This is a genomic window from Photobacterium sp. GB-210 (assembly GCF_003026075.1).
Lineage (GTDB): Bacteria > Pseudomonadota > Gammaproteobacteria > Enterobacterales > Vibrionaceae > Photobacterium.
This window is the reverse complement of record NZ_PYNU01000015.1, coordinates 73,497-92,783: the sequence shown is the minus strand read 5'-3', so window position 1 is coordinate 92,783 and position 19,287 is coordinate 73,497. Positions and strand designations below refer to the sequence as shown.

Sequence of the window (19,287 nt, the reverse complement as noted above, 5' to 3'; positions counted from 1 at the left end):
TTATACCAGCAGTTACTACAGACAATTACTATGGCGATGCCAGATTAAACAAAGCTTATCACGACGAGGAAATTGTTGGGATAACGCCCCCATGGAACGCTTCTTTAGAAGTTTAAAAACAGAATGGATACCAAATGTAGGTTATCGTAGTTTTGCTGAAGCAAAACACGAAATCACTCGATATATTATTGGTTATTACAGCCAATTACGACCACATCAATATAATGGCGGATTAACACCGAATGAATCAGAACGATTATATTGGTTAACCTCTAAAACCGTGGCTAGTATTTGTTGACCACTACAAAGCAACCTCAAGATGCAGTGTTCAGCGAGACGACCTTAGCTCTGAATCAGGCATATTGAAGTCGCTTGGGTATACATTGTTTTAATCATACAAGTACTCTAGATTGATGATAAAAGTAAATGTGTGTGGCTTATTGCGATTTATCGGCCAATCATTGGAAGATATGAACCATCAGTTTGCTGTGTAAATAGCCAAGTCTTTATCTTTCACGGCAATACTGGGATCCCTCTTATAGATGCTTGCAGGCGATGTTTGTATCACACCGGCTATATCAATTTCAGAATTCGTTCAATGCTTGTTAACTTTCTTACCCACCACTTGAATATTGACTGGCATGACGATGTCACTCACCTTGCCCAATTGTTTCTGGATTTCGAACCCGGTATTCATTACAGCCAATTCCAACTGCAAGCTGGTGTCACAGGTATTAACACTATTCGTCTTTATAATCCGACTAAGCAAGCTAAAGAACATGATCCTGATGGTGAGTTTATCCATAAATGGATACCTGAATTAGCAAATATCCCCGTTCCTTTGTTATTTGAACCTTGGACGCTTACAGAATTAGAAGTTGTGATGTACCAACTAGATAACAACAGCCGTTATCTTTCCCCCATTATTGATCTGGCTCGCAGTCCCATAAAAGCGAGAGAACGTTTATGGGGATGGCGAGCCCGTGATGATGTTAAATCAGAGGTAAATGCGATACTTAACCGACATGTAAGAACTAAAAACACGCAGTGGCTGTTTTTAGCTTTTTATTGTCAAACATTAAAAATTCAGCAATAAAATTATTCGTTATAGTTTGTAACAAGTTAGAAAGATAATAAATCTGTAGAAACGCTGAAGCATGTGGCATTGAATCACAATCAGCCCCAGGGGGAATTATGATGACATTTTCAAAACAACTAGAAAAAATGCGTACTCAAGATGGTTTCATTGCAGCACTTGACCAAAGTGGCGGCAGCACACCTAAAGCATTAAAAGCTTATGGTATTAATGAATCAGACTACAATAATGACGAACAAATGTATGATCTTGTTCATGCCATGCGCTCTCGTATTATTACAAGCCCAGTCTTCACTAGTGATCGTATTATCGGTGCAATTTTATTTGAAAATACGTTAGACCGTGAAATTGAAGGCAAACCAACGTCACAATATTTATGGGAAGAAAAAGGTGTTGTTCCCTTTTTAAAAGTCGATAAAGGCTTAGAAGATAAAGCTAATGGCGTACAATTAATGAAACCAATGCCAGAACTAGATCAACTCTTAGCTAAAGCAAAAGCTAAATATGTATTCGGCACTAAAATGCGCTCAGTGATTTGGGAAGCCAATGAACAAGGTATTAGAGATGTGGTTGCACAGCAAATTCTATTTGCTCAACAAATTATCAATGCTGGTTTAGTGCCTATTATTGAGCCTGAAGTGAGTATTGATAGCCCAGAAAAAGCGCAGGCTGAAATTATCTTAAATCGTGAGTTAATGTCTCAATTAGATAATTTACACCCTAGCCATTACGTTATGCTAAAACTCACACTTCCAGAGCAACCTAATTTATACGCTGATACGATCTCACACCCTAATGTAATTAGAGTGGTTGCTTTATCAGGTGGTTTTCCACTTATGAAAGCGTGTGAAAAGTTATCTGAAAACAACGGTATTATTGCAAGTTTCTCTCGTGTACTTACCGATGATTTATATGCAGATCAGCCTCAATCTGAGTTTGATGCTGCTTTGGCAGAAACAATCGAACCTATTTATCAAGCTTCCCGCACCTAAGTTTGTAAGTAAATAACTTAGCTGCTCATGGTTAAGTTATGTTGGAATTAATTACTGCCACGGCGATCAACATGTTTGATCGCCGTTTTTTTGATCCTTCTTAATCACTTTCTATTTCTACTTTGTAAAAAATAGATTCTGATTTCCTTACCCGTTGTTTTTTTAATTTTAACTCCCCAAAATCACAGTAAAATTATTCACGCCCCATGTCTGTATTTAGTTTTTTTGTGTCTTTAACTCTAAATACAGAAAAAAACATCCGCGATATAATACTTCTAACTTAAGAACAATTCGTATTTAAATGTATGTCGGTTTAATACTTTATTATTTTTAGTAAATCTTAATATCACTTTCATCTATTTTGAATTTTATAAAAATATATGTTTGATACTATTCCTGAGAATTAAAAAATAAATCACATACATTATTAAAAATCATTGTATATTATCAATAATAATCAGGGTCTGTTATGCCTAATAAAGAACTTTTTTCTAATCTTTTAAATCAAGCTGACATTAAAATTAATGGTGACCGTCCGTGGGATATTATCGTTAACGACGATAAGCTTTTCGATAATATTTTATCTCAAGGAACTATTGCCTTTGGTGAAGGGTATATGGATCACCTATGGGATTGCCAAAGAATTGATATTCTAATAAGCAAATTATTACGTTCAAATATTGAAGAAAAACTTTCAAGCACAGATAAATTTAAAATAGCAGCTAAAATTGGCGTATCTAAACTAAAAAATCTCATCAATCATCAATCTGTATCTCGTGTAAAAGAAGATGTTCCTTTCCATTATGATATTGGTAACGATTTATATACTAATATGTTAGATGATCGTATGGCTTATACATGCGCATATTGGAAAGGAGCAAAGAACCTAAACGAAGCTCAAGAAAATAAAATGGAATTAATTTGTCGAAAACTGGATTTGAAACCAGGTATGCGCTTGTTAGACATTGGTTGTGGTTGGTCTAGTTTTATGAACTATGCTGCTGAAAAATATGGTGTTATTTGTGATGGCTTAACGTTATCCCAAGAGCAAATGAAACTAGGTCAAAATATTGCAGATAATAAAGGGCTACCTGTAAGAATTATTTTAGAAGATTACCGTGAGTATCAGCCAGTTCAACAATATGATCGCATTGTTTCTATAGGCATGATTGAACACGTAGGTCCTGAAAATTATACCGAGTTTTTTAATTGCGCTAATCGTTTTTTAAAAGATAATGGTATTTTCCTTTTACATACTATTGGTAGCCCAGTATCAGTGAATCAAACTGACCCGTGGATTAATAAATATATTTTTCCTAATGGTGTTGTTCCATCTATTACACAATTAAGCAGTGCGCTTGAAGGAAAAATGAATATTGAAGATATTCATAACTTTGGTCCTGATTATGATCAGACATTAATGGCATGGTGTGAAAACTTTGAACGTAACTGGCATAAAATATCTGATCAATATAACGACCGTTTCTATCGTATGTGGCGTTATTACTTATTAAGTTGTGCTGGTGCATTTAGAAGTCGTGATTTAAACCTATTACAATTTTCACTAACAAAAAATGGTTGTGAATTACCATTACATGTTCGTGCTGCGTAAACAATTACCGATAATTTTTAGGTTAAAATTATCGGTATTATTTAACTAAAATGGATTTAACCATGACTGGAAAACATATCTCATATTGTCGTAATAATTTTGAAGCTCTTTGTTCTACCAAAAAAAATATTTCAGATATCGCACTTGTTACTGAAGGCGGAGGCCAACGAGGTATTTTTACTGCAGGTGTTTTAGATGCGTTTCTTGAGCATGAGTTTAATCCATTTTCGTTATTAATTGGTACTTCTGCTGGTTCATTAAATCTTGCCTCATATATCTGTGAACAAAAAAAACATGCTTATCGTGTGATCACAGAAATCACCACCAAGAAGAAGTTTTTTAGCTATACCAAACTGTTTTCAAATCGAGGTGGTATGGATTTGGATTGGTTATTAGAACAAACCCAAACCACATTAAAGTTAGACTGGGAAACGGGTCGCCGTAATATGCAAAATAAAACGGTGCTTGCTAGTGCTTCAGGTATTGATCACCATCAAGCGGGATTTTTTGATTTAAATTCTGACTCATGGGATCAACGCTTAAAAGCCTCTTGTGCTATTCCTGTATTAAACCGTCAACCTATTTATTCTGATAATCATTATTGGGTTGATGGTGGCCTTAATGCTCCAATTCCAGCTAAAGAAGCCTATAACCGTGGTTTTAAAAACATTGTTGTTATTCGCACTAACCCTATTGGCCTTAGCGCGAATCATGAATGGTTACATAAAGTAAAAGCAGGCTTATCAAAAACTAAAGCAGCAACATTAATTGATATGCTGTTATTACACGAGAAAAGCTATAGCGAGAGTGAACACTTTATTGCCAACCCTCCTGATGATGTTAATATTTATGAAATCTTCCCACATAAGCCTTTGAAATCTAAACTTATTGGTAGTGATATAACTTCATTAAATCACGATTATGAACATGGTAAACATTTGGGAATATATTTCCTTAAGACGATGATGTCTTATTGCCAGTGTACATGTTGTAAAATCGCGTAACGGGTTATTTACCTTGTATAACACGAGTGAGTTTAGGTGCCATCATCAATGTTATTATGGCAATAATACCCGTGATAACGCCGATTTCTTTAAACACTACACCATAAATTTCTAGCGTTGTATGTGGATCGGTTACCCCTTTAGGTGCGGCTGTTAATGTTGCCACCCACCCTGCAATAACCGCTGCAGTTGCTGATGTTAAAAACCACATCCCCATGGCAAATCCCATCATCCGTTGTGGCACTAATTGGGCTATCATCGCAAGCCCTAATCCTGAAACTAATAGCTCACCAAGAGATTGCAATAAGTAGCTAAGTATTAACCAATTTGAGCTCATTATACCGTTAGCATCTGCATAATGGCTGCCTAAGGTTAATATAAGAAATGCACAGCTACATAACACCATACCTAAAGCAAACTTATAGGGCATGGAAAAGTTTTCGCGCGTTTTGTTATATACCATGGCGAGTATAGGGCTACAGATCATGATCCAAAATGGACTGAGTGCTTGAAATTGCTCTGGCTGTACTTCGATACCAAAGATCTTATGGTGAATGTTGTGTATAGCGAAAAAATTTAACGACGTTGGCATTTGAAAATACAGAACAAAGAAGACGATTCCTTGTAGCATAAGTACAAACGCAACCATCATCTTTGCGCGCTCTAATCCTGTCGTTTGTAATGCTTCTTTGAAATATAAGGTAACAATGGTGACACCCACAACGGCAAGGATCAGGTGAGCATAAAAGATATGTTGCAACAAAAATGCACTCACAAACGCTAATAGAATAGTTCCTATAACAACGATAAAATACTTACCGTAATTAACTGGCTCTTTGTCTGGTTGAGAACCAATGTTCTTTACTAATCGACGGCTAACAAGAAAATTAGCGATGGTGATCAATAAACCAATTGAGCTTACACCAAATGCGATTCCATAACCTAGATGCTCAGATATCCATGGGGTAAGTAATGTAGAGATAAATGAGCCGAGGTTAATCGCCATATAATACATGGTGAAAGCACCATCTAATCGTGGATCATTTTTTTCATAAACTTTAGCTAATAAGCTGGATGGATTCGCTTTAAATAGGCCATTACCAATAGTAATAAACCCCATCGCAATATAAATCAGTTCCTTGCTATTAAATTCGCCTGACGCTGAAATACCCAGTAGTGCATACCCTAACATAAGCACAATTGCACCCAATACGATGGTGCGTTTTGTACCTATAATTTTATCACCAACCCAGCCACCAATAGCAATAGAGCCAAACACCAATGCTGAAAATGCGCCAAATAAGGTAAATGACTCGGCTTCTGACATGGCAAGCACATCGACCAAGTAAACGGTAAGGATGGCTTGCATGCCATAAAAACCAAAACGTTCCCAAAACTCGATGGAAAAAATGAGATAAAACGGCTTGGGTTGTTTAAAAACATTAAGTTCTGACATGTCTATTCTCTTTATTTTTATGCATTTTCAGTAACCGTTCCAACATAGTATTTTACTTAGTAAGCGCTTTTTATGTTGCGGCATTATTTTAAATTTTATTTATATATGACACCTTCACTATAGAACATTCTTGCTTCTATACCTCAATTCTTAATTATGCGATTTGTGATTATTTATTGCTCACTATCCTTTCTGTAATTGATTCTAAGCACAATAAGTACAGGAATGATTGATGAAGTACACGATACTTTTTGTGTTATTAGCTTCTTTAGCCTACACAGGATGTGGAGGAGGAAGCTCTGATGACACAACAAATACAACTGAAGTTGATACACCAACGGCTGAGCTCCCTCCCCTTGATGAACAACTTCCCAGCACACCAGAGAACGAAACTGAACCTACTGATGATCCTGAGCCTAAATTTTTGATCAGTGATATCTCAAGCGGTTATTACGATAAGTTGTATGACGCGGTAGGTAATGAGTTAACGCTAGATAAAGATCAGGTTTTATCTATGCAAGACGCATTAGTTGATGATGTGTTACCTATTTTGACAGAGGAACAGCAAAATACATTTAACGAAGCCTATAAGGCATTTGAAGACCTCGACGAAAAAAATGAGGTCGATAAGGTCTTATTTTCCAACAGCATGATTGATGCGATGTTAAGCAGTGCAGATAAAGAGACACAAGATAAATACCTTTCTTCTTTTCGCTTGTTCCGTAAACAGACACATCATCTGTTCCCTATTTCACGCTTAGGTGATTACAGTTGGCTATTTGAGTTTCTAAATCAACGCTCTTGGTTAACGCATATTATATTGATCCCACCAGAAACGACTGACGATTATGCTGCGACTTGCCGTGAAAATAATGTCCCTATTCCACCCGATTGGGGCTCTGATTTATGGGTACACCAAGGTACAGCAACCACTGATTTTCTTGCTAGCCGAAGAACTGAAGTTTATGCCTATGAAGATCCTAGTGTTGCAGGAACCTGTATGGCACTACCTCGCTGGAGTTTAGGGGCTTCAGGCAGTGAATATATACAATTTCTTGGCATCATTTGCCAAAGTAAAACCACAGGTAAAGCGTGTTTTTGGGATAATATCAGTAAAGAAACAGGCGGAAGAATTACAGGTGGTGAAGATTTAACGTTTAAAATTTCGGATATTCAAAATGGCGATAACCTCGCTGAAAACTGTACTAACTGCCATAGAGGTAAGAACGTTTTCTTAATTCACCCCGACACGCCAATTGATATTTCTGATGATTACGACATTGATCCGAATGTTCGCTATCAGCCGATCTCTGCACAAGGCTGGACAAATCCCCCTGCCTTTGCTGAACTTGGCGATGGTGCATGTGCGAGTTGCCATGAGATAGGTGGTATCTCCTTTGATTATTGCAACACAGTGCTAAGAAGTGCAGCTAATCAAACCATGCCTGGCACAGCTATTTCTCCCGATCCTGCGGGTTGGGTCGGAGACGATTCGTTCTACGGTACACATATTCAAGCAATGATTGATGCAGGCTGCCCAGAGTAACATGATGTACTCACTACAACAGGTTGCTTTGTAGCCTTTTCAATTAAAATTCCGAGCGTTAAAAATATAACTCATTTCAAAGCAAAAGAGGCCGCTTAATGGCCTCTTTTCTATATTGCTGACTTAACCGCCAGCTAATTTTACTGTGTGACCTTTTTTCTCAAGGTGCGCTTTAATTACATCACGCTTATCACCTTGAATTTCAATTTTTCCATCTTTTACTGAACCACCACAGCCACATACTTTCTTCAATTCGGCAGCAATTAACTTTAGTTGGGTGTCCTCAACATCTAAGCCCGTGACAATAGAAACTCCCTTGCCTTTACGACCTTTAGTTTCACGCTGAATACGGACAATACCATCACCTTTTGGGCGAACGGGTGCTACAGTTTCTTCTTTAATTCGACCAGTTTCGGTTGAGAAAACTAAACGACTGTTATCATTCATTGTGCAATTAGTCTCATTGTTTACGTGGTTATTGTGAATAAGCTTTCAAGTTCACATATGAATCTTGCTAATTCGCTTTAAGCTAATATTATCAAGAAAAGAACACTAAACGGAACAGCTTATGATTCGGAATGTTATATTTGATTTTGGTGCAGTGTTATTTGAGTGGGATCCACAGAAAATAGTAGATACTTTTACTCAATCTATAGATGAGCAAAATATCCTAATGAAACAAGTACTCGCCCACCCTGATTGGTTAGCGCTTGATCGTGGGACCATGCTACTAGCAGAGGAAATACCTAAATTTTCAGCAAGGACAGGAATTTCATGCCAACGGATGGAAGATTTCATTAACCATATACAATTAAGTTTGGAAAAAATACCAGAAACTGAGGCATTATTTTTTAGAATTCTAGATAAAAACTACCCTACCTACTACCTAACCAATATGTGTAGTGCTTTTTTTGAAACCTTGTACGAAAAGCATCATTTTATTTCATTTTTTGACGGTGGTGTTGTTTCAGGAAAAGAGCTAACTATGAAGCCAGAGCCTGAAATCTTTGATCTTTTGTGTCAACGTTATCATCTTAATCCCCATGAATGTCTCTTTATTGATGATCATTATCCTAATATCGAAACAGCTAAATCACTCGGGTTTAATACGGTGCATTTTACACCAACGCAAGACTGTATAAGAGAAATAGAAGAAGTACTTGCAATGTTTAGCCCTGAAATCCAAGCTTTTTAATGAATTTTAACAATCACTTGAACCAATAATGGTGTATCCAGTCTATTATCAGTAAATAGATATATTATTTGTTTCAGGAGTATGTGTGAAAAACATTTTTATCTCTGCGGTGCTTTTGCTTGCCTCAGGAACAACTTTTGCTACACCACAATGTGATGGAAAATCCATTGTGGGCCCCGTTGAAACGATCAAAGTAAAAGATCTTGGTATTAATTATAAAGCCCGTATAGATACAGGAGCTAACACAACATCTATCAATGCTTACAATATCAAAATCGACGGAAAAACTGAGAACGACGACAGTAAGCAAGGTATGCATAATAATTTAGGACGCAAGATTACTTTCACAACTGAGAATGAGCTTGGTCAAGAAGTCACGCACACCGCTAAAATTATTAAAGTAAGTAAAATTCGTAATGCGCAAGGTGTCGAGCGTCGTTATGCCGTTGTCATGGATCTGATTTGGAACGGTCAGAACAAAGCAATTCCTGTTAACTTACGTGATCGTAGTAAATTAGAATACAAACTCTTAATTGGACGTAACTGGCTAGAAGGTGATTACCTTGTTGATGTTACAAAAGAAGATGCTGACGATTAGATAATAAAAAACAAAGAGTAAGTCATAACGATTAAAACAAAGCCTGCTGAATTAGCAGGCTTTGTCGTTTATTGCGCTTTAGATTGTTTCTCAATGACTTTATCAAGGTATTGCTTAATGGATGTCGCATTACCCTTTAATAACTGCCCTCTTAAAAGCAAATACCATTCGTTAGGCTTACCCGTATCATTACGTATGATAAAACCACGATAGTTCTCAGATGAACCTTGGGAAACGGGCTTTGAGGATTGAGATGAGAACTTCTGAGGATGAATGAATGTACTCATGTCCAACCACCAATCAACACTTTTTTTAATTTCAGTCAGTGTGCCGCTGATAGGGTTACCTTTAATTGCTGATTTCCATTCATTGGTAACGCCCGTTGTATTTTCAATAGTATATCCACGGTGAAAAATCCGTTTTTTCATACTGTTGATCCTTGTCTTACTTTAAGTCCAACATCATGATAACAAGGTTACCATTTGTTAATAAATGCTCTGTAATTTAAGCATGATGTTTTATTGATGACTAGTATTTTAATGCTACTAAAGCGGTTTATGTTTAAAGTTTGCATACTTTGTTCAATATATAGTGTTATAATTTACTCTAGATATAAAGTTATAGTGCGCTAGGTGTTAAGTAATGGCGAAAAAAATTCCAATTATTGATTGTGATGTAAAACGTGCCAAAAGTATTACTCAGTTTAAACAAGTGGCAGAAAACATTGCTATTTGGCAATCACTTACCCACCATAGTTACGCTAAAAATACCTTGGTGGCGTTTAAAAATGACTGGAACCACTTTTTAATGTTCTGTGAAAACAATAAGGTATCAGCATTACCTGCAACAGCCGAAACAGTGCATCGTTTTATCGAAAAAATGGCAGAGTCACGTAAATTAGCCAGCCTGAAACGTTACATTGTCACTATAGGGCTTATTCATAAATGTCATGCCCTAGCTAATCCATGTCAAAGCCAAGAAATTAAGCTCGCAATGCATAAGCAGCGGTTAAATAAACATGATGATTACACCCATGCACAAGGCTTTAGAGATAATCATTTACAGGCATTACTTGATATCTTTGCCCTATCAACAAAACCCAAAGATGTCCGCGATATGGCCATTTGGGCTATTACCTTTGAGGCAATGTTAAAACGTTCAGAAGTCGCAGCACTGACAATAAATCATATTGAAATAGAAGATTCGGGCTTAATCAATATCACTGTGAACGATCGGATTATTGCCCTTAGCGATTTAGCCTCTAAAGCGGTTCAACGCTGGTTAACACTCGGCATGATTATGGACAGCTTTGTATTTAGACGTATTGATAGACACAGTAACATTGGCGATAAACCACTGGATCACTCATCAATTTACCGTGTTTTCCGTCGTGCAAGCCAAGAGTTGGATTTACCTGCTGATGTCATTTTCTCAGGACAATCACCCCGTGTTGGTGCAAGCCAAGATTTAGCCGATTCTGGTCTATCTATTAGTCAAATTCAGCATCAGGGACGTTGGCGAAGCCCTGCTATGCCCGCACAATATATTGGCCAACGTGGTAAACGTGATAATGAATTAAAAAAATTCGCTAAGAAAAACAGCGATAAATAACTTCACATCCACCAGCAAAAAGCCCGTAAACTTGTTCATAAACATGTATACGGGCTTTATTTTATATTTAGCTAAACGTGGCGATGATTACTTCGCTGCGCTCTTAATTGCTTGTTCGATGAACTCAGCAAATTTATGTCCGTGATGCTCTAGCATTTTCGGGAACATAGAAATTGGCGTCATTCCTGGGAAGGTATTGATTTCATTCAGTAGGATTTCGTTGTCTTCACTTAGGAAGAAATCAATACGAGAAAGATCTTTTAGCTTCATTTGTACAAACGCTTTACGAGCATAAGTGCGGATCGCTTCAATCTGCTCTTGCGTTAAGTTCTCTGCTTCAACCATGGTGGTTGATACACTATCAGCGCTGTATTTTTCTTCGTAGCTGTAGAATTTATCAGTTGGGCAAGATACTTCACCCGGCTTGGTGATCACTAGCTCGTCACCGTATTGGTAAGCAGCAATTTCCAGTTCACGTGGACGAATCGCTTTTTCAATAAGCACTTGATCAGAGTAACCAAACGCATTGTTAACAGCATCTGTTAGTTCTTGTTCAGTCGTTACGCAGTAACAACCAACTGAAGATCCCTGACAAGCCGCTTTAACAAAAACCTTACCCCACTTTTTAAATGCTTCAAGCGCTTCTTGATGTGCTTCTTGGTTGTTTTCACTTAGGAAAATATAAGGCGTGTTAGGGATGTTTAGTGCATCAAACCACAGTTTAGTTGTGATCTTATTAAAGCAATTTGTGCTTGCTTCTGCTCCACACCCTAAGAAAGGTAGACCAGCGATTGTCAGTAAAGATTGCAGATCGCCCGTTTCACCTGGGAAACCATGAACACAAGGAATGACATAATCGATCACTACTTCTTGATCGCCAACAATCAATGTTTTGTCTAAATTTAACTCACAAGAACGATTTTCAGCGTCTAACCAGCCGTCATTTTTAGTCATCTCTATTCGAGTATAAGTAACACCGCTGATCGTTTTTAGTTGCTCTTCAATAAAGTTTGCTGATACGAGAGAAACTTCATGCTCAGCACTACCGCCGCCGCATAATAATAAAACATGGATAGAGCTCATCATCATCCCTTGTAAACGCCGCTAGCTTTAGATGTCGCTAACGTGAAAATAATTAATAACTTTGATACAAATAGAACCAATGCAAAATCGTCAAAGTCTGTGTGAATAACATAGTAATCAAAAAAATCGATACTGTGCACCCTCTGCTATCGCGAATCGTGATTTATTTTAAATTTGACTCGTTACTTGCTTAGTAAATCAACGCTTCTAACACCGTGCTTACATGTATCTACTGGACTTACGGCAATAAAAAAGTCATTTACCGTAATAAATGACTTTTCATCAATATAATCTGTTATGTGAAATGCTTAACGAATACGTTGTAATGTTGGATATTGTGTTGCTTCAATATCTGCGAGGTTACGAACAAATGCGCCAGATTGAACCACTTTTTGAGGCATAGCTGCCAGTGCTGCTTTTGCAGTTTCATAATCCTTGTAATGACCATATAACAAGGTATAGACACTACTACCATTGATCATCTTATCATTGAGCCATGCGGGTTGATCTGTGGGTAACTGACTTAAATAAGGTTTAAATTCATTTGTTTCACGCATGGCTAACAGTTGAATACTGAACCCTTTAACGGCTGTGGTTTTCTCCCCTACTGCCGCTTCTTCTGTCACAGCCTCTTTGCTAACTGCGTTTTGTGTTTCATCGATTGGCTGTGTATTTGGCGTGGCTTCTGTCGCTTGTTCATTCACAGCTTCAGGTTCTGGTGTGCTTTCAACCGCCATTTCTGCCGCTTGTTCAGCCGTTGTTGCTGCTGTCGCTACATTCGCTGCTGCTTGTGGTGTTGCCTCGACTACATTTTTGTTCTGAGTATTTTCAGCAACACGTTGGGCTGATACTTGATGGTCTTCACCCACGATATCTACCATATCATTAGGTGTTTGAACCTTAGCATTATCAGCTTGTGCTATATTTTGCTCAGGCTCTATTGCTGTCGTCTGCGTATTTGGGGTTTCAGTTGTTGTTGGTACAACAGCAGGTGTTCTTTCTGTTGGGAGTTGTTTTTCACTAATGGCGACAGATTCACTGGATAAATATAAAGGTTCAGACACAACACTTGGATCGACTTCCGCTACGGTATCGATAGGTTTTATTGTTTGTTCTGCATTAGATTGATTAATTGTTTCAACCGGTGCTTGAGTTTGCGGTGTAGACATACAGCCAGTAAGTGCAGCTAGCATACTGATAGTAAATATTTTTTTCATGATTGGATTCAGACCTAACGAAAGTGTAGCAACTACATTAATGATATTCTGCCGTGCCTTTATTCACCAATCAACAGTAACCTTCTATTAATAGATTCTTTATTAAGTAATTGTTTTAAAGGTCACGCTAAAAAGGAAAAAAGCCCCCTGCATTATACAGAGCGAAATGTTAGCGATAAAAAGAATTAATACGGTTCAGTTGATTATAATGTTGCATTGATGCCTAGCCTTTACTCTCGATCACCAGCTACATTTGTATTTTTTTTTCCACCACCGCCAAAGTACTCAATATCAAATAAGTTCTTCAGATTTAAGTGTAATTCAACATCGGTTTCAGTAGCGCTCATACCGTCAGATATACCTGAGTCAAAACGTATATATTCATTTTAAGCATCGATATTTTTTCTCATGAAAGGTATTTTTTAAAGCAGGTCAATGAAAAGCTATATTGACTAAATAGTTATTTAAGTCAGCATCTTCATTCAGTAAACTGACGTTATTATTTTGTATTGTGTTTTATTTTGGAGTAGATATGGCTGATCCCCATATTAAATGTGAACTTGATGTATTAGATAAGCTCACTGTTGTGCTTTACCGTTCTGCACTAACGATTGCTGCACTTATCATGGCTATTATTGGCTACGAAACGATACCAGCAACGCCATTCTTAATTATTGTCGCTTTATTAGCTTCAACAACCGTCCACATTTATGACAAACGCTTCCGCTGGTTAATTCAAGGGGCTGGTTTATTTGCTGCTATTTGGCTAATTGCTGGTTTATGGCAACCGTTAGCATTAGGTGCTGCTTTATTTGTGTTTAGCGCACTCTCCGTCAAAGAATACTTTTGTTTTCAAATTAAAGCATTGCTGCTTACCCCTATTGTATTAGCTGGCTTTTGGTTCTGTTTTATCTTTAATGTTCCCGCCGGCGTTATTGCGTGTGCAATGCTTGGCGCAATCTTATTAGGCGTAGCTGCATTTAGTAAGTGGCGTATGCCATTACATTTTGATATTGGTGATAAAACACGTTATCAAGTTTAAGCAATGACATTTTATTGATGATAACAAGAGATCATAGCGATCTCTTTTTTATTACTGCTTAGCCAACTTTCGAATATGTTTCTGTTCATACATATTCTGATCTGCAATGTTGAGTGCAGCTTTAACACCATCATCTAAGGTGCTAATACCATATGAAAAGCTCAGATATAGTTCTTGAGCTGAAAAATACTCTTCAATACTAGTACGTATTTTTTCCATTCTTTTACTTACAACATCAACGTATAGACTATCGAACAGTAATATAAATTCATCGCCGCCAAAACGAATCATGACATCATTCGCACGTAACATAGTTTTCAAAGTGTAAGCAAAATCACGTAGAACCTCATCGCCTTTACTATGTCCGTACGAGTCATTAATAGGTTTAAAACCATCTAGATCAATAAACACTAATTGTTGGCTATGTTTAACATAGCTTGATTCTAAGTAATCTTTTTGAAAGCAACCCGTTAAATTATCAATCGAGATATTACCGTTATCTTCATAGACACTACAAATCACAAAGTCTTGGCCAAAGTGGGTTAACTTTTGGCGATAAGTCTGAAAAAACTGACTACCATTGTCTGTTTCTACGGTTTCATTTGATGTAATGAAACAACTATTACCATTAAGTAATTCTTGATCTAGCGCTAAGCAAGTACGGTAATCAGGAAATATTCTGCATACCTCATCAACAGGTACATCAACTAAATCCATATTAAGGTAATCAATATGCTTTTGATTGTTATAAATCGCATTACCGTTATTATCACGAATAATGACAAATGCATCACAGGTACTAATCAGTGATGACATCAGTAAAGATGGTGCACTATTACAGTTTTCTAAGATCTGTTTATAATTCTCGTTGATCCTTTGTTGCTCTGCATAAACATCAAAACTATTGGGACTCACACCGATAATATTATAGTGATCAATTTGAGTTAACTTTTCTATCGCCGCTCTGGCTTCTAGTGGGCTTTTAGAACGATTAAGTTCATAAATCGCCTGATCAAGTGCTAAACATAAAGACTTTTGCCCTTTTTCATTAACTGACAAGGACTTTGTAGGTTGCAATTTATCTACATGTAACGGTTTGGAAAAATAGAAACCTTGGTATTCCATCTCTCCAAACTGCTTTAGCAAATTCAACTGTTCAAAGGTTTCTATTCCTTCAACAATAATTCTTTTACCTAGAACTTTAGCTATTTTTTCATAAGTTGTTCTTACTAACGAATAGGCGACATAGCTTTGATCTATATTCTCAATTAATTTTCTATCTAATTTAATGTAATCGACATCAAGATGAATCAACATCTCACTATTGATATAGCCTTTGCCGTAATCATCCAGCGCAAAATTCACACCAACGGCTTTTAATTCAGCAATTGCCGCTTGAATTTGACGAAAATCATGACACTTATCATGGTTCGTTAATTCTAATATAACATTTTTCTCAACAGCGAAGATTTCTTTACATTGTTTAATAAACTCAAAGTTAATCAAACTGTTAATTGAAATATTAATCGCAATTCTTATCTTTGACGCACAGTGATTAACTCCACGTTGCTCAAGTACCTGACGAATAACCATGAGATCAAAATTCACAGTATCTTCTACAGCATTGACATAGTTTTGAATATTAATCGATTGTTCGGCAGCACATAATAGCGCTTCATAAGATGAGATTTCGCCGTTGATATATCTGGGCTGATAGTGGAATGTAAATTTAGATAGCATATTTATTATTCTTTCTTGTTCTATATTAATGAATAATAATTCAACAGTTAAAAATACTCCAAAAAGAAACTGTAACAAAATCTATATAAAAACAATTAGATAACTTATTGATAAAAAATAATGTTAATTGAATGAATTGTGTAATTATCTAGTCAAGTATCGATATTAATGATCCTCTTAGCTTTATCTCTTTATGAATTTATTACGTTCAGATCACAGCTCTTTGGCTAGGTTTTTCATCTTATCTGATTCAGGTTTATCCTATAACTAGCTTATCTATTAACTATAAAGGATATCGATCATGGATGGGATGAGACGTTTGCTCAAACCAAAATCAATTACCGTTATTGGCGCATCAGATAACCCTTCGCGTGCCGGTAATGTGGTTATTCGGAATCTCTTATCCGATCAATTCCGTGGTCCTATTATGCCTGTCACACCAAAATATGATGCGGTAGCAGGTATTCTCGCTTATCCTGATATTGCTAGCCTACCGCGTGTCCCTGATTTAGCTATTGTGTGTACTCGGGCTGAGTTAAATATTGATATCGTTGAACAACTGGGTAAGAAAGGCGTTAAAGCTGCTATTATTCTTGCGGCAGGAATGAATAATCCACAGTTAAACCCCGCCCCTTTTACGCCAAACCATCAGCCAAGCCTTGAAGATCAAATGTTGGCGAAAGCCAAAGTATATGGAATGCGATTAATCGGCCCTAATAGTATGGGATTGATCTTACCGTGGCTAAACTTGAACGCATCGTTTTCTCCCATAAGTGCTAATAAAGGAAATATTGCCTTCATCTCTCAATCGGCGGCTGTTTGTACCACTATTTTAGATTGGGCAAAAAATAAGAGTATTGGATTCTCTACCTTTTTGTCACTCGGTGATGCTTGCGATATTAACTTTGCGGAGTTATTAGATACCTTATGCCAAGATTCTAAAACAGAAGCGATTTTGCTTTACATTGATTCGGTAAAAGATGCACGCCGTTTTATGTCTGCCGCTAGGGCCGCTGCTCGTAACCGCCGAATACTGGTGTTAAAAAGTGGCCGAACCCAAGCGGGTAGCTCTGCTGCACATATCCATACCGGTGGTGATATTGGCTTAGATGCGGTTTATGACGCTGCGATTAGGCGATCAGGTATGTTACGCGTAAACAATACTCATGAACTGTTTGCTGCGGTTGAAACACTTGCCCACTCTGTGCCGTTACGAGGCGAGCGCTTAGCGATTTTAACCAATGGCGGCGGGCCTGCAATTATGGCTGTCGATGCGCTTTCAGATCGCGGTGGAAAACTTGCCCAACTCAGTCCTGAAACCATTAATCGGCTTTCTGCTGTGTTACCTTCATCTTGGTCTCACTCTAATCCCATTGATATTATTGGTGATGCTGATATAACGCGTTACCAACAGGCAATTAAGATCTTATTAGACAGTGATGATTTTGATGCCTTATTGATCATGCACAGTCCATCTGCTATTGCGCCCGATACAGCGACCGCTGAAGCACTCGTTGACACTCTCCACCAGCACCCTCGGACTAAACGTTTTAATATATTGACTAATTGGGCGGGTGAAAACGAAGCGGCTATAGCACGAAGAACCTTTACAGAAGCAGGGTTTCCTGCCTATCGCACTCCTGAAAGCGCAGTCTCCGCTTTCATGCATTTAGTCGAATACCGACGTAACCAAAAGCAACTGATGGAAACACCGGCTTCTGTTGGCTATGACAATCATAATTCACATCAAGTCCATGAATTAGTGAATATCATGCTGACCAATAATATTCATCATTTAGAAACGCATGAAGCTCGCCCGATTTTAGAATGTTATGGCTTTAATACTCTACCAACATGGATTGCGCTTGATGCTGTTGAAGCGGTTCATATTGCTGAGCAAATAGGCTATCCCGTTGCGGTTAAGTTACGCTCTCCTGATATACGACATAAATCAGAAATACATGGCGTTGTTCTTCATTTACGTACCGCAGCAGAAGTTGAAACCGCAGCGCAAGCTATCTTTGATAGGGCTACTATGCTTTACCCCACTGCGCGTATTGATGGATTGTTAGTACAACGTATGGCAGATCGTTCAGGGGCACAGGAATTGCGGATCGATGTACATAATGATCCGATCTTTGGCCCTGTGATCTTAATGGGTGAAGATAATGCGCATTGGGATATCCACCGTGACGCAGCAGTAGGTATACCACCATTAAATATGGCGCTGGCTCGTTATATGGTGATCGATGCTCTAAAAACAGGAAAAATCAAACAGCGCAGTGCATTAGAGAAAATAGACATTCCTGCTTTGTGTAATTTATTGGTTAAGATCTCACATTTGATCATCGATTGCCCAGAGATCAAAGCCCTTAATATTCATCCATTATTAATCAGCGGTAGTGATCTCACTGTGTTAGATGCCTCAATGGAGATTCAATCTTTCAGTGGTGATAAACAAAAACGCCTTGCGATACGTCCTTACCCTAAAGAGTACGAAGAAAGTTGTGTGCTCAAAGATGGTCAAACCTTACTATTGCGCCCTATTTTGCCTGAAGATGAACCGTTACATAAAACCTTTATGTCTAAGGTTTCGGTTGAAGATCTTTATAAACGCTTTTTCTCTGATGTCGGCGAGCTAAACCATGAAGCACTCGCTAAGTTTACGCAAATAGACTACGACCGTGAGATGGCTTTTGTTGCCGTTGCACAAAATGCCAATATCAACCCAGATACAAATGAGAAAGAAGATGTTGTTTTAGGTGTTGCTCGGGCGTTATCCGATCCTAAAAACCACGATGCCGAGTTTGCGATTCTAGTACGCTCTGATATGAAAGGATTAGGACTTGGCAGTATCTTAATGGACAAGTTAGTGAGATACAGTAAACAACGTGGATTGCAATATTTAACGGGAATGACGATGCCGTCAAATCGCGGGATGATCCATCTTGCAGAGAAAGTCGGTTTTAGCATTGATGTACAACTAGAAGATGGCATTGTGGAAATGCTACTTCCACTTACTGACAAAAAAGATAGCTAAGCTCCGAGGCAGCCATTCGATGAAATCATCAAATTGCTGCCTTTTTGATTTTATT

General features: G+C 37.7%; 16 protein-coding genes and 1 pseudogene. 11 read left to right on the top strand and 6 right to left on the bottom strand.

The window, feature by feature from the left end:
- The 5 genes and pseudogenes from C9J38_RS15720 to C9J38_RS15700 all read left to right on the top strand — a co-directional run.
- Nucleotides 1-298, top strand: a 298-nt coding sequence (locus tag C9J38_RS15720) for an integrase core domain-containing protein (RefSeq protein ID WP_146144067.1), incomplete at its 5' end; no start/stop codon positions are given.
- A gap of 219 nt (nucleotides 299-517) precedes the next feature.
- Nucleotides 518-1,096 (top strand): annotated as a pseudogene (locus C9J38_RS15715) (FAD-binding domain-containing protein); the annotation flags it as partial.
- Nucleotides 1,097-1,197: 101 nt separating this feature from the next.
- Entirely contained in the window at nucleotides 1,198-2,088 is an 891-nt protein-coding gene (locus C9J38_RS15710) for a fructose bisphosphate aldolase (RefSeq protein ID WP_107207942.1), read from the top strand.
- 469 nt (nucleotides 2,089-2,557) lie between these two features.
- Entirely contained in the window at nucleotides 2,558-3,700 is a 1,143-nt protein-coding gene (gene cfa, locus C9J38_RS15705; protein ID WP_107207934.1) for a cyclopropane fatty acyl phospholipid synthase, read from the top strand.
- A gap of 62 nt (nucleotides 3,701-3,762) precedes the next feature.
- Complete coding sequence (locus tag C9J38_RS15700) at nucleotides 3,763-4,704, top strand: patatin family protein (RefSeq protein ID WP_107207933.1); 942 nt, start codon at nucleotides 3,763-3,765, stop codon at nucleotides 4,702-4,704.
- Nucleotides 4,705-4,708: 4 nt separating this feature from the next.
- Here the strand turns inward: C9J38_RS15700 and dtpA are convergent, their stop codons facing one another.
- On the bottom strand, nucleotides 4,709-6,160 hold the full coding sequence (gene dtpA, locus C9J38_RS15695) for a dipeptide/tripeptide permease DtpA (RefSeq protein WP_107207931.1): 1,452 nt from the start codon (nucleotides 6,158-6,160) through the stop codon (nucleotides 4,709-4,711).
- A 232-nt stretch (nucleotides 6,161-6,392) separates the two neighbouring features.
- Here dtpA and C9J38_RS15690 point away from each other — a divergent pair, with 232 nt between their 5' ends.
- Nucleotides 6,393-7,706: a hypothetical protein gene (locus C9J38_RS15690; protein ID WP_107207930.1), complete on the top strand. Its 1,314-nt coding sequence runs from the start codon at nucleotides 6,393-6,395 to the stop codon at nucleotides 7,704-7,706.
- Nucleotides 7,707-7,829: 123 nt separating this feature from the next.
- Here C9J38_RS15690 and yciH read toward each other — a convergent pair whose 3' ends face one another.
- Nucleotides 7,830-8,153: a stress response translation initiation inhibitor YciH gene (yciH, locus tag C9J38_RS15685; RefSeq protein ID WP_107207928.1), complete on the bottom strand. Its 324-nt coding sequence runs from the start codon at nucleotides 8,151-8,153 to the stop codon at nucleotides 7,830-7,832.
- Nucleotides 8,154-8,274: 121 nt separating this feature from the next.
- Here yciH and C9J38_RS15680 point away from each other — a divergent pair, with 121 nt between their 5' ends.
- Nucleotides 8,275-8,901, top strand: a complete 627-nt coding sequence (locus tag C9J38_RS15680) for an HAD family phosphatase (protein WP_107207926.1) — start codon at nucleotides 8,275-8,277, stop codon at nucleotides 8,899-8,901.
- A gap of 85 nt (nucleotides 8,902-8,986) precedes the next feature.
- Nucleotides 8,987-9,499 (top strand): RimK/LysX family protein, encoded by a 513-nt coding sequence (locus tag C9J38_RS15675; RefSeq protein ID WP_107207925.1) that lies wholly within the window; start codon nucleotides 8,987-8,989, stop codon nucleotides 9,497-9,499.
- Nucleotides 9,500-9,567: 68 nt separating this feature from the next.
- On the opposite strand, the gene C9J38_RS15670 is transcribed toward C9J38_RS15675, so the two are convergent.
- Complete coding sequence (locus C9J38_RS15670; protein WP_107207923.1) at nucleotides 9,568-9,927, bottom strand: DUF3319 domain-containing protein; 360 nt, start codon at nucleotides 9,925-9,927, stop codon at nucleotides 9,568-9,570.
- Nucleotides 9,928-10,141: 214 nt separating this feature from the next.
- Here C9J38_RS15670 and C9J38_RS15665 point away from each other — a divergent pair, with 214 nt between their 5' ends.
- Nucleotides 10,142-11,110, top strand: coding sequence for a tyrosine-type recombinase/integrase (locus C9J38_RS15665; RefSeq protein ID WP_107207921.1), 969 nt, complete (start codon nucleotides 10,142-10,144; stop codon nucleotides 11,108-11,110).
- 87 nt (nucleotides 11,111-11,197) lie between these two features.
- Here C9J38_RS15665 and C9J38_RS15660 read toward each other — a convergent pair whose 3' ends face one another.
- A complete protein-coding gene (locus C9J38_RS15660; RefSeq protein WP_107207919.1) occupies nucleotides 11,198-12,193 on the bottom strand; it encodes a D-alanine--D-alanine ligase in 996 nt (331 codons plus the stop codon).
- A gap of 308 nt (nucleotides 12,194-12,501) precedes the next feature.
- A complete protein-coding gene (locus C9J38_RS15655) occupies nucleotides 12,502-13,410 on the bottom strand; it encodes an SPOR domain-containing protein (RefSeq protein WP_107207918.1) in 909 nt (302 codons plus the stop codon).
- A 532-nt stretch (nucleotides 13,411-13,942) separates the two neighbouring features.
- Here C9J38_RS15655 and C9J38_RS15650 point away from each other — a divergent pair.
- Entirely contained in the window at nucleotides 13,943-14,452 is a 510-nt protein-coding gene (locus C9J38_RS15650) for a hypothetical protein (protein WP_107207916.1), read from the top strand.
- A 51-nt stretch (nucleotides 14,453-14,503) separates the two neighbouring features.
- Here C9J38_RS15650 and C9J38_RS15645 read toward each other — a convergent pair whose 3' ends face one another.
- Complete coding sequence (locus tag C9J38_RS15645; RefSeq protein WP_107207915.1) at nucleotides 14,504-16,192, bottom strand: GGDEF domain-containing protein; 1,689 nt, start codon at nucleotides 16,190-16,192, stop codon at nucleotides 14,504-14,506.
- A gap of 301 nt (nucleotides 16,193-16,493) precedes the next feature.
- On the opposite strand from C9J38_RS15645, the gene C9J38_RS15640 reads away from it, so the two are divergent.
- Nucleotides 16,494-19,232 carry a bifunctional acetate--CoA ligase family protein/GNAT family N-acetyltransferase gene (locus C9J38_RS15640; RefSeq protein WP_107207913.1) on the top strand — a complete coding sequence of 913 codons (2,739 nt, stop codon included), beginning with the start codon at nucleotides 16,494-16,496 and terminating at the stop codon, nucleotides 19,230-19,232.
- The last annotated feature ends 55 nt before the right edge of the window (nucleotides 19,233-19,287 follow it).

Excerpts from the sequence above, each read along its gene's own strand:
- C9J38_RS15645 (WP_107207915.1), bottom strand. The coding sequence starts at position 16,192 with ATGCTATCTAAATTTACATTCCACTATCAGCCCAGATATATCAACGGC.
- C9J38_RS15670 (WP_107207923.1), bottom strand. The coding sequence starts at position 9,927 with ATGAAAAAACGGATTTTTCACCGTGGATATACTATTGAAAATACAACG.
- C9J38_RS15690 (WP_107207930.1), top strand. The coding sequence starts at position 6,393 with ATGAAGTACACGATACTTTTTGTGTTATTAGCTTCTTTAGCCTACACA.
- C9J38_RS15710 (WP_107207942.1), top strand. The coding sequence starts at position 1,198 with ATGACATTTTCAAAACAACTAGAAAAAATGCGTACTCAAGATGGTTTC.
- cfa (WP_107207934.1), top strand. The coding sequence starts at position 2,558 with ATGCCTAATAAAGAACTTTTTTCTAATCTTTTAAATCAAGCTGACATT.
- yciH (WP_107207928.1), bottom strand. The coding sequence starts at position 8,153 with ATGAATGATAACAGTCGTTTAGTTTTCTCAACCGAAACTGGTCGAATT.
- C9J38_RS15660 (WP_107207919.1), bottom strand. The coding sequence starts at position 12,193 with ATGAGCTCTATCCATGTTTTATTATTATGCGGCGGCGGTAGTGCTGAG.
- C9J38_RS15700 (WP_107207933.1), top strand. The coding sequence starts at position 3,763 with ATGACTGGAAAACATATCTCATATTGTCGTAATAATTTTGAAGCTCTT.
- dtpA (WP_107207931.1), bottom strand. The coding sequence starts at position 6,160 with ATGTCAGAACTTAATGTTTTTAAACAACCCAAGCCGTTTTATCTCATT.
- C9J38_RS15655 (WP_107207918.1), bottom strand. The coding sequence starts at position 13,410 with ATGAAAAAAATATTTACTATCAGTATGCTAGCTGCACTTACTGGCTGT.
- C9J38_RS15640 (WP_107207913.1), top strand. The coding sequence starts at position 16,494 with ATGGATGGGATGAGACGTTTGCTCAAACCAAAATCAATTACCGTTATT.
- C9J38_RS15650 (WP_107207916.1), top strand. The coding sequence starts at position 13,943 with ATGGCTGATCCCCATATTAAATGTGAACTTGATGTATTAGATAAGCTC.
- C9J38_RS15680 (WP_107207926.1), top strand. The coding sequence starts at position 8,275 with ATGATTCGGAATGTTATATTTGATTTTGGTGCAGTGTTATTTGAGTGG.
- C9J38_RS15665 (WP_107207921.1), top strand. The coding sequence starts at position 10,142 with ATGGCGAAAAAAATTCCAATTATTGATTGTGATGTAAAACGTGCCAAA.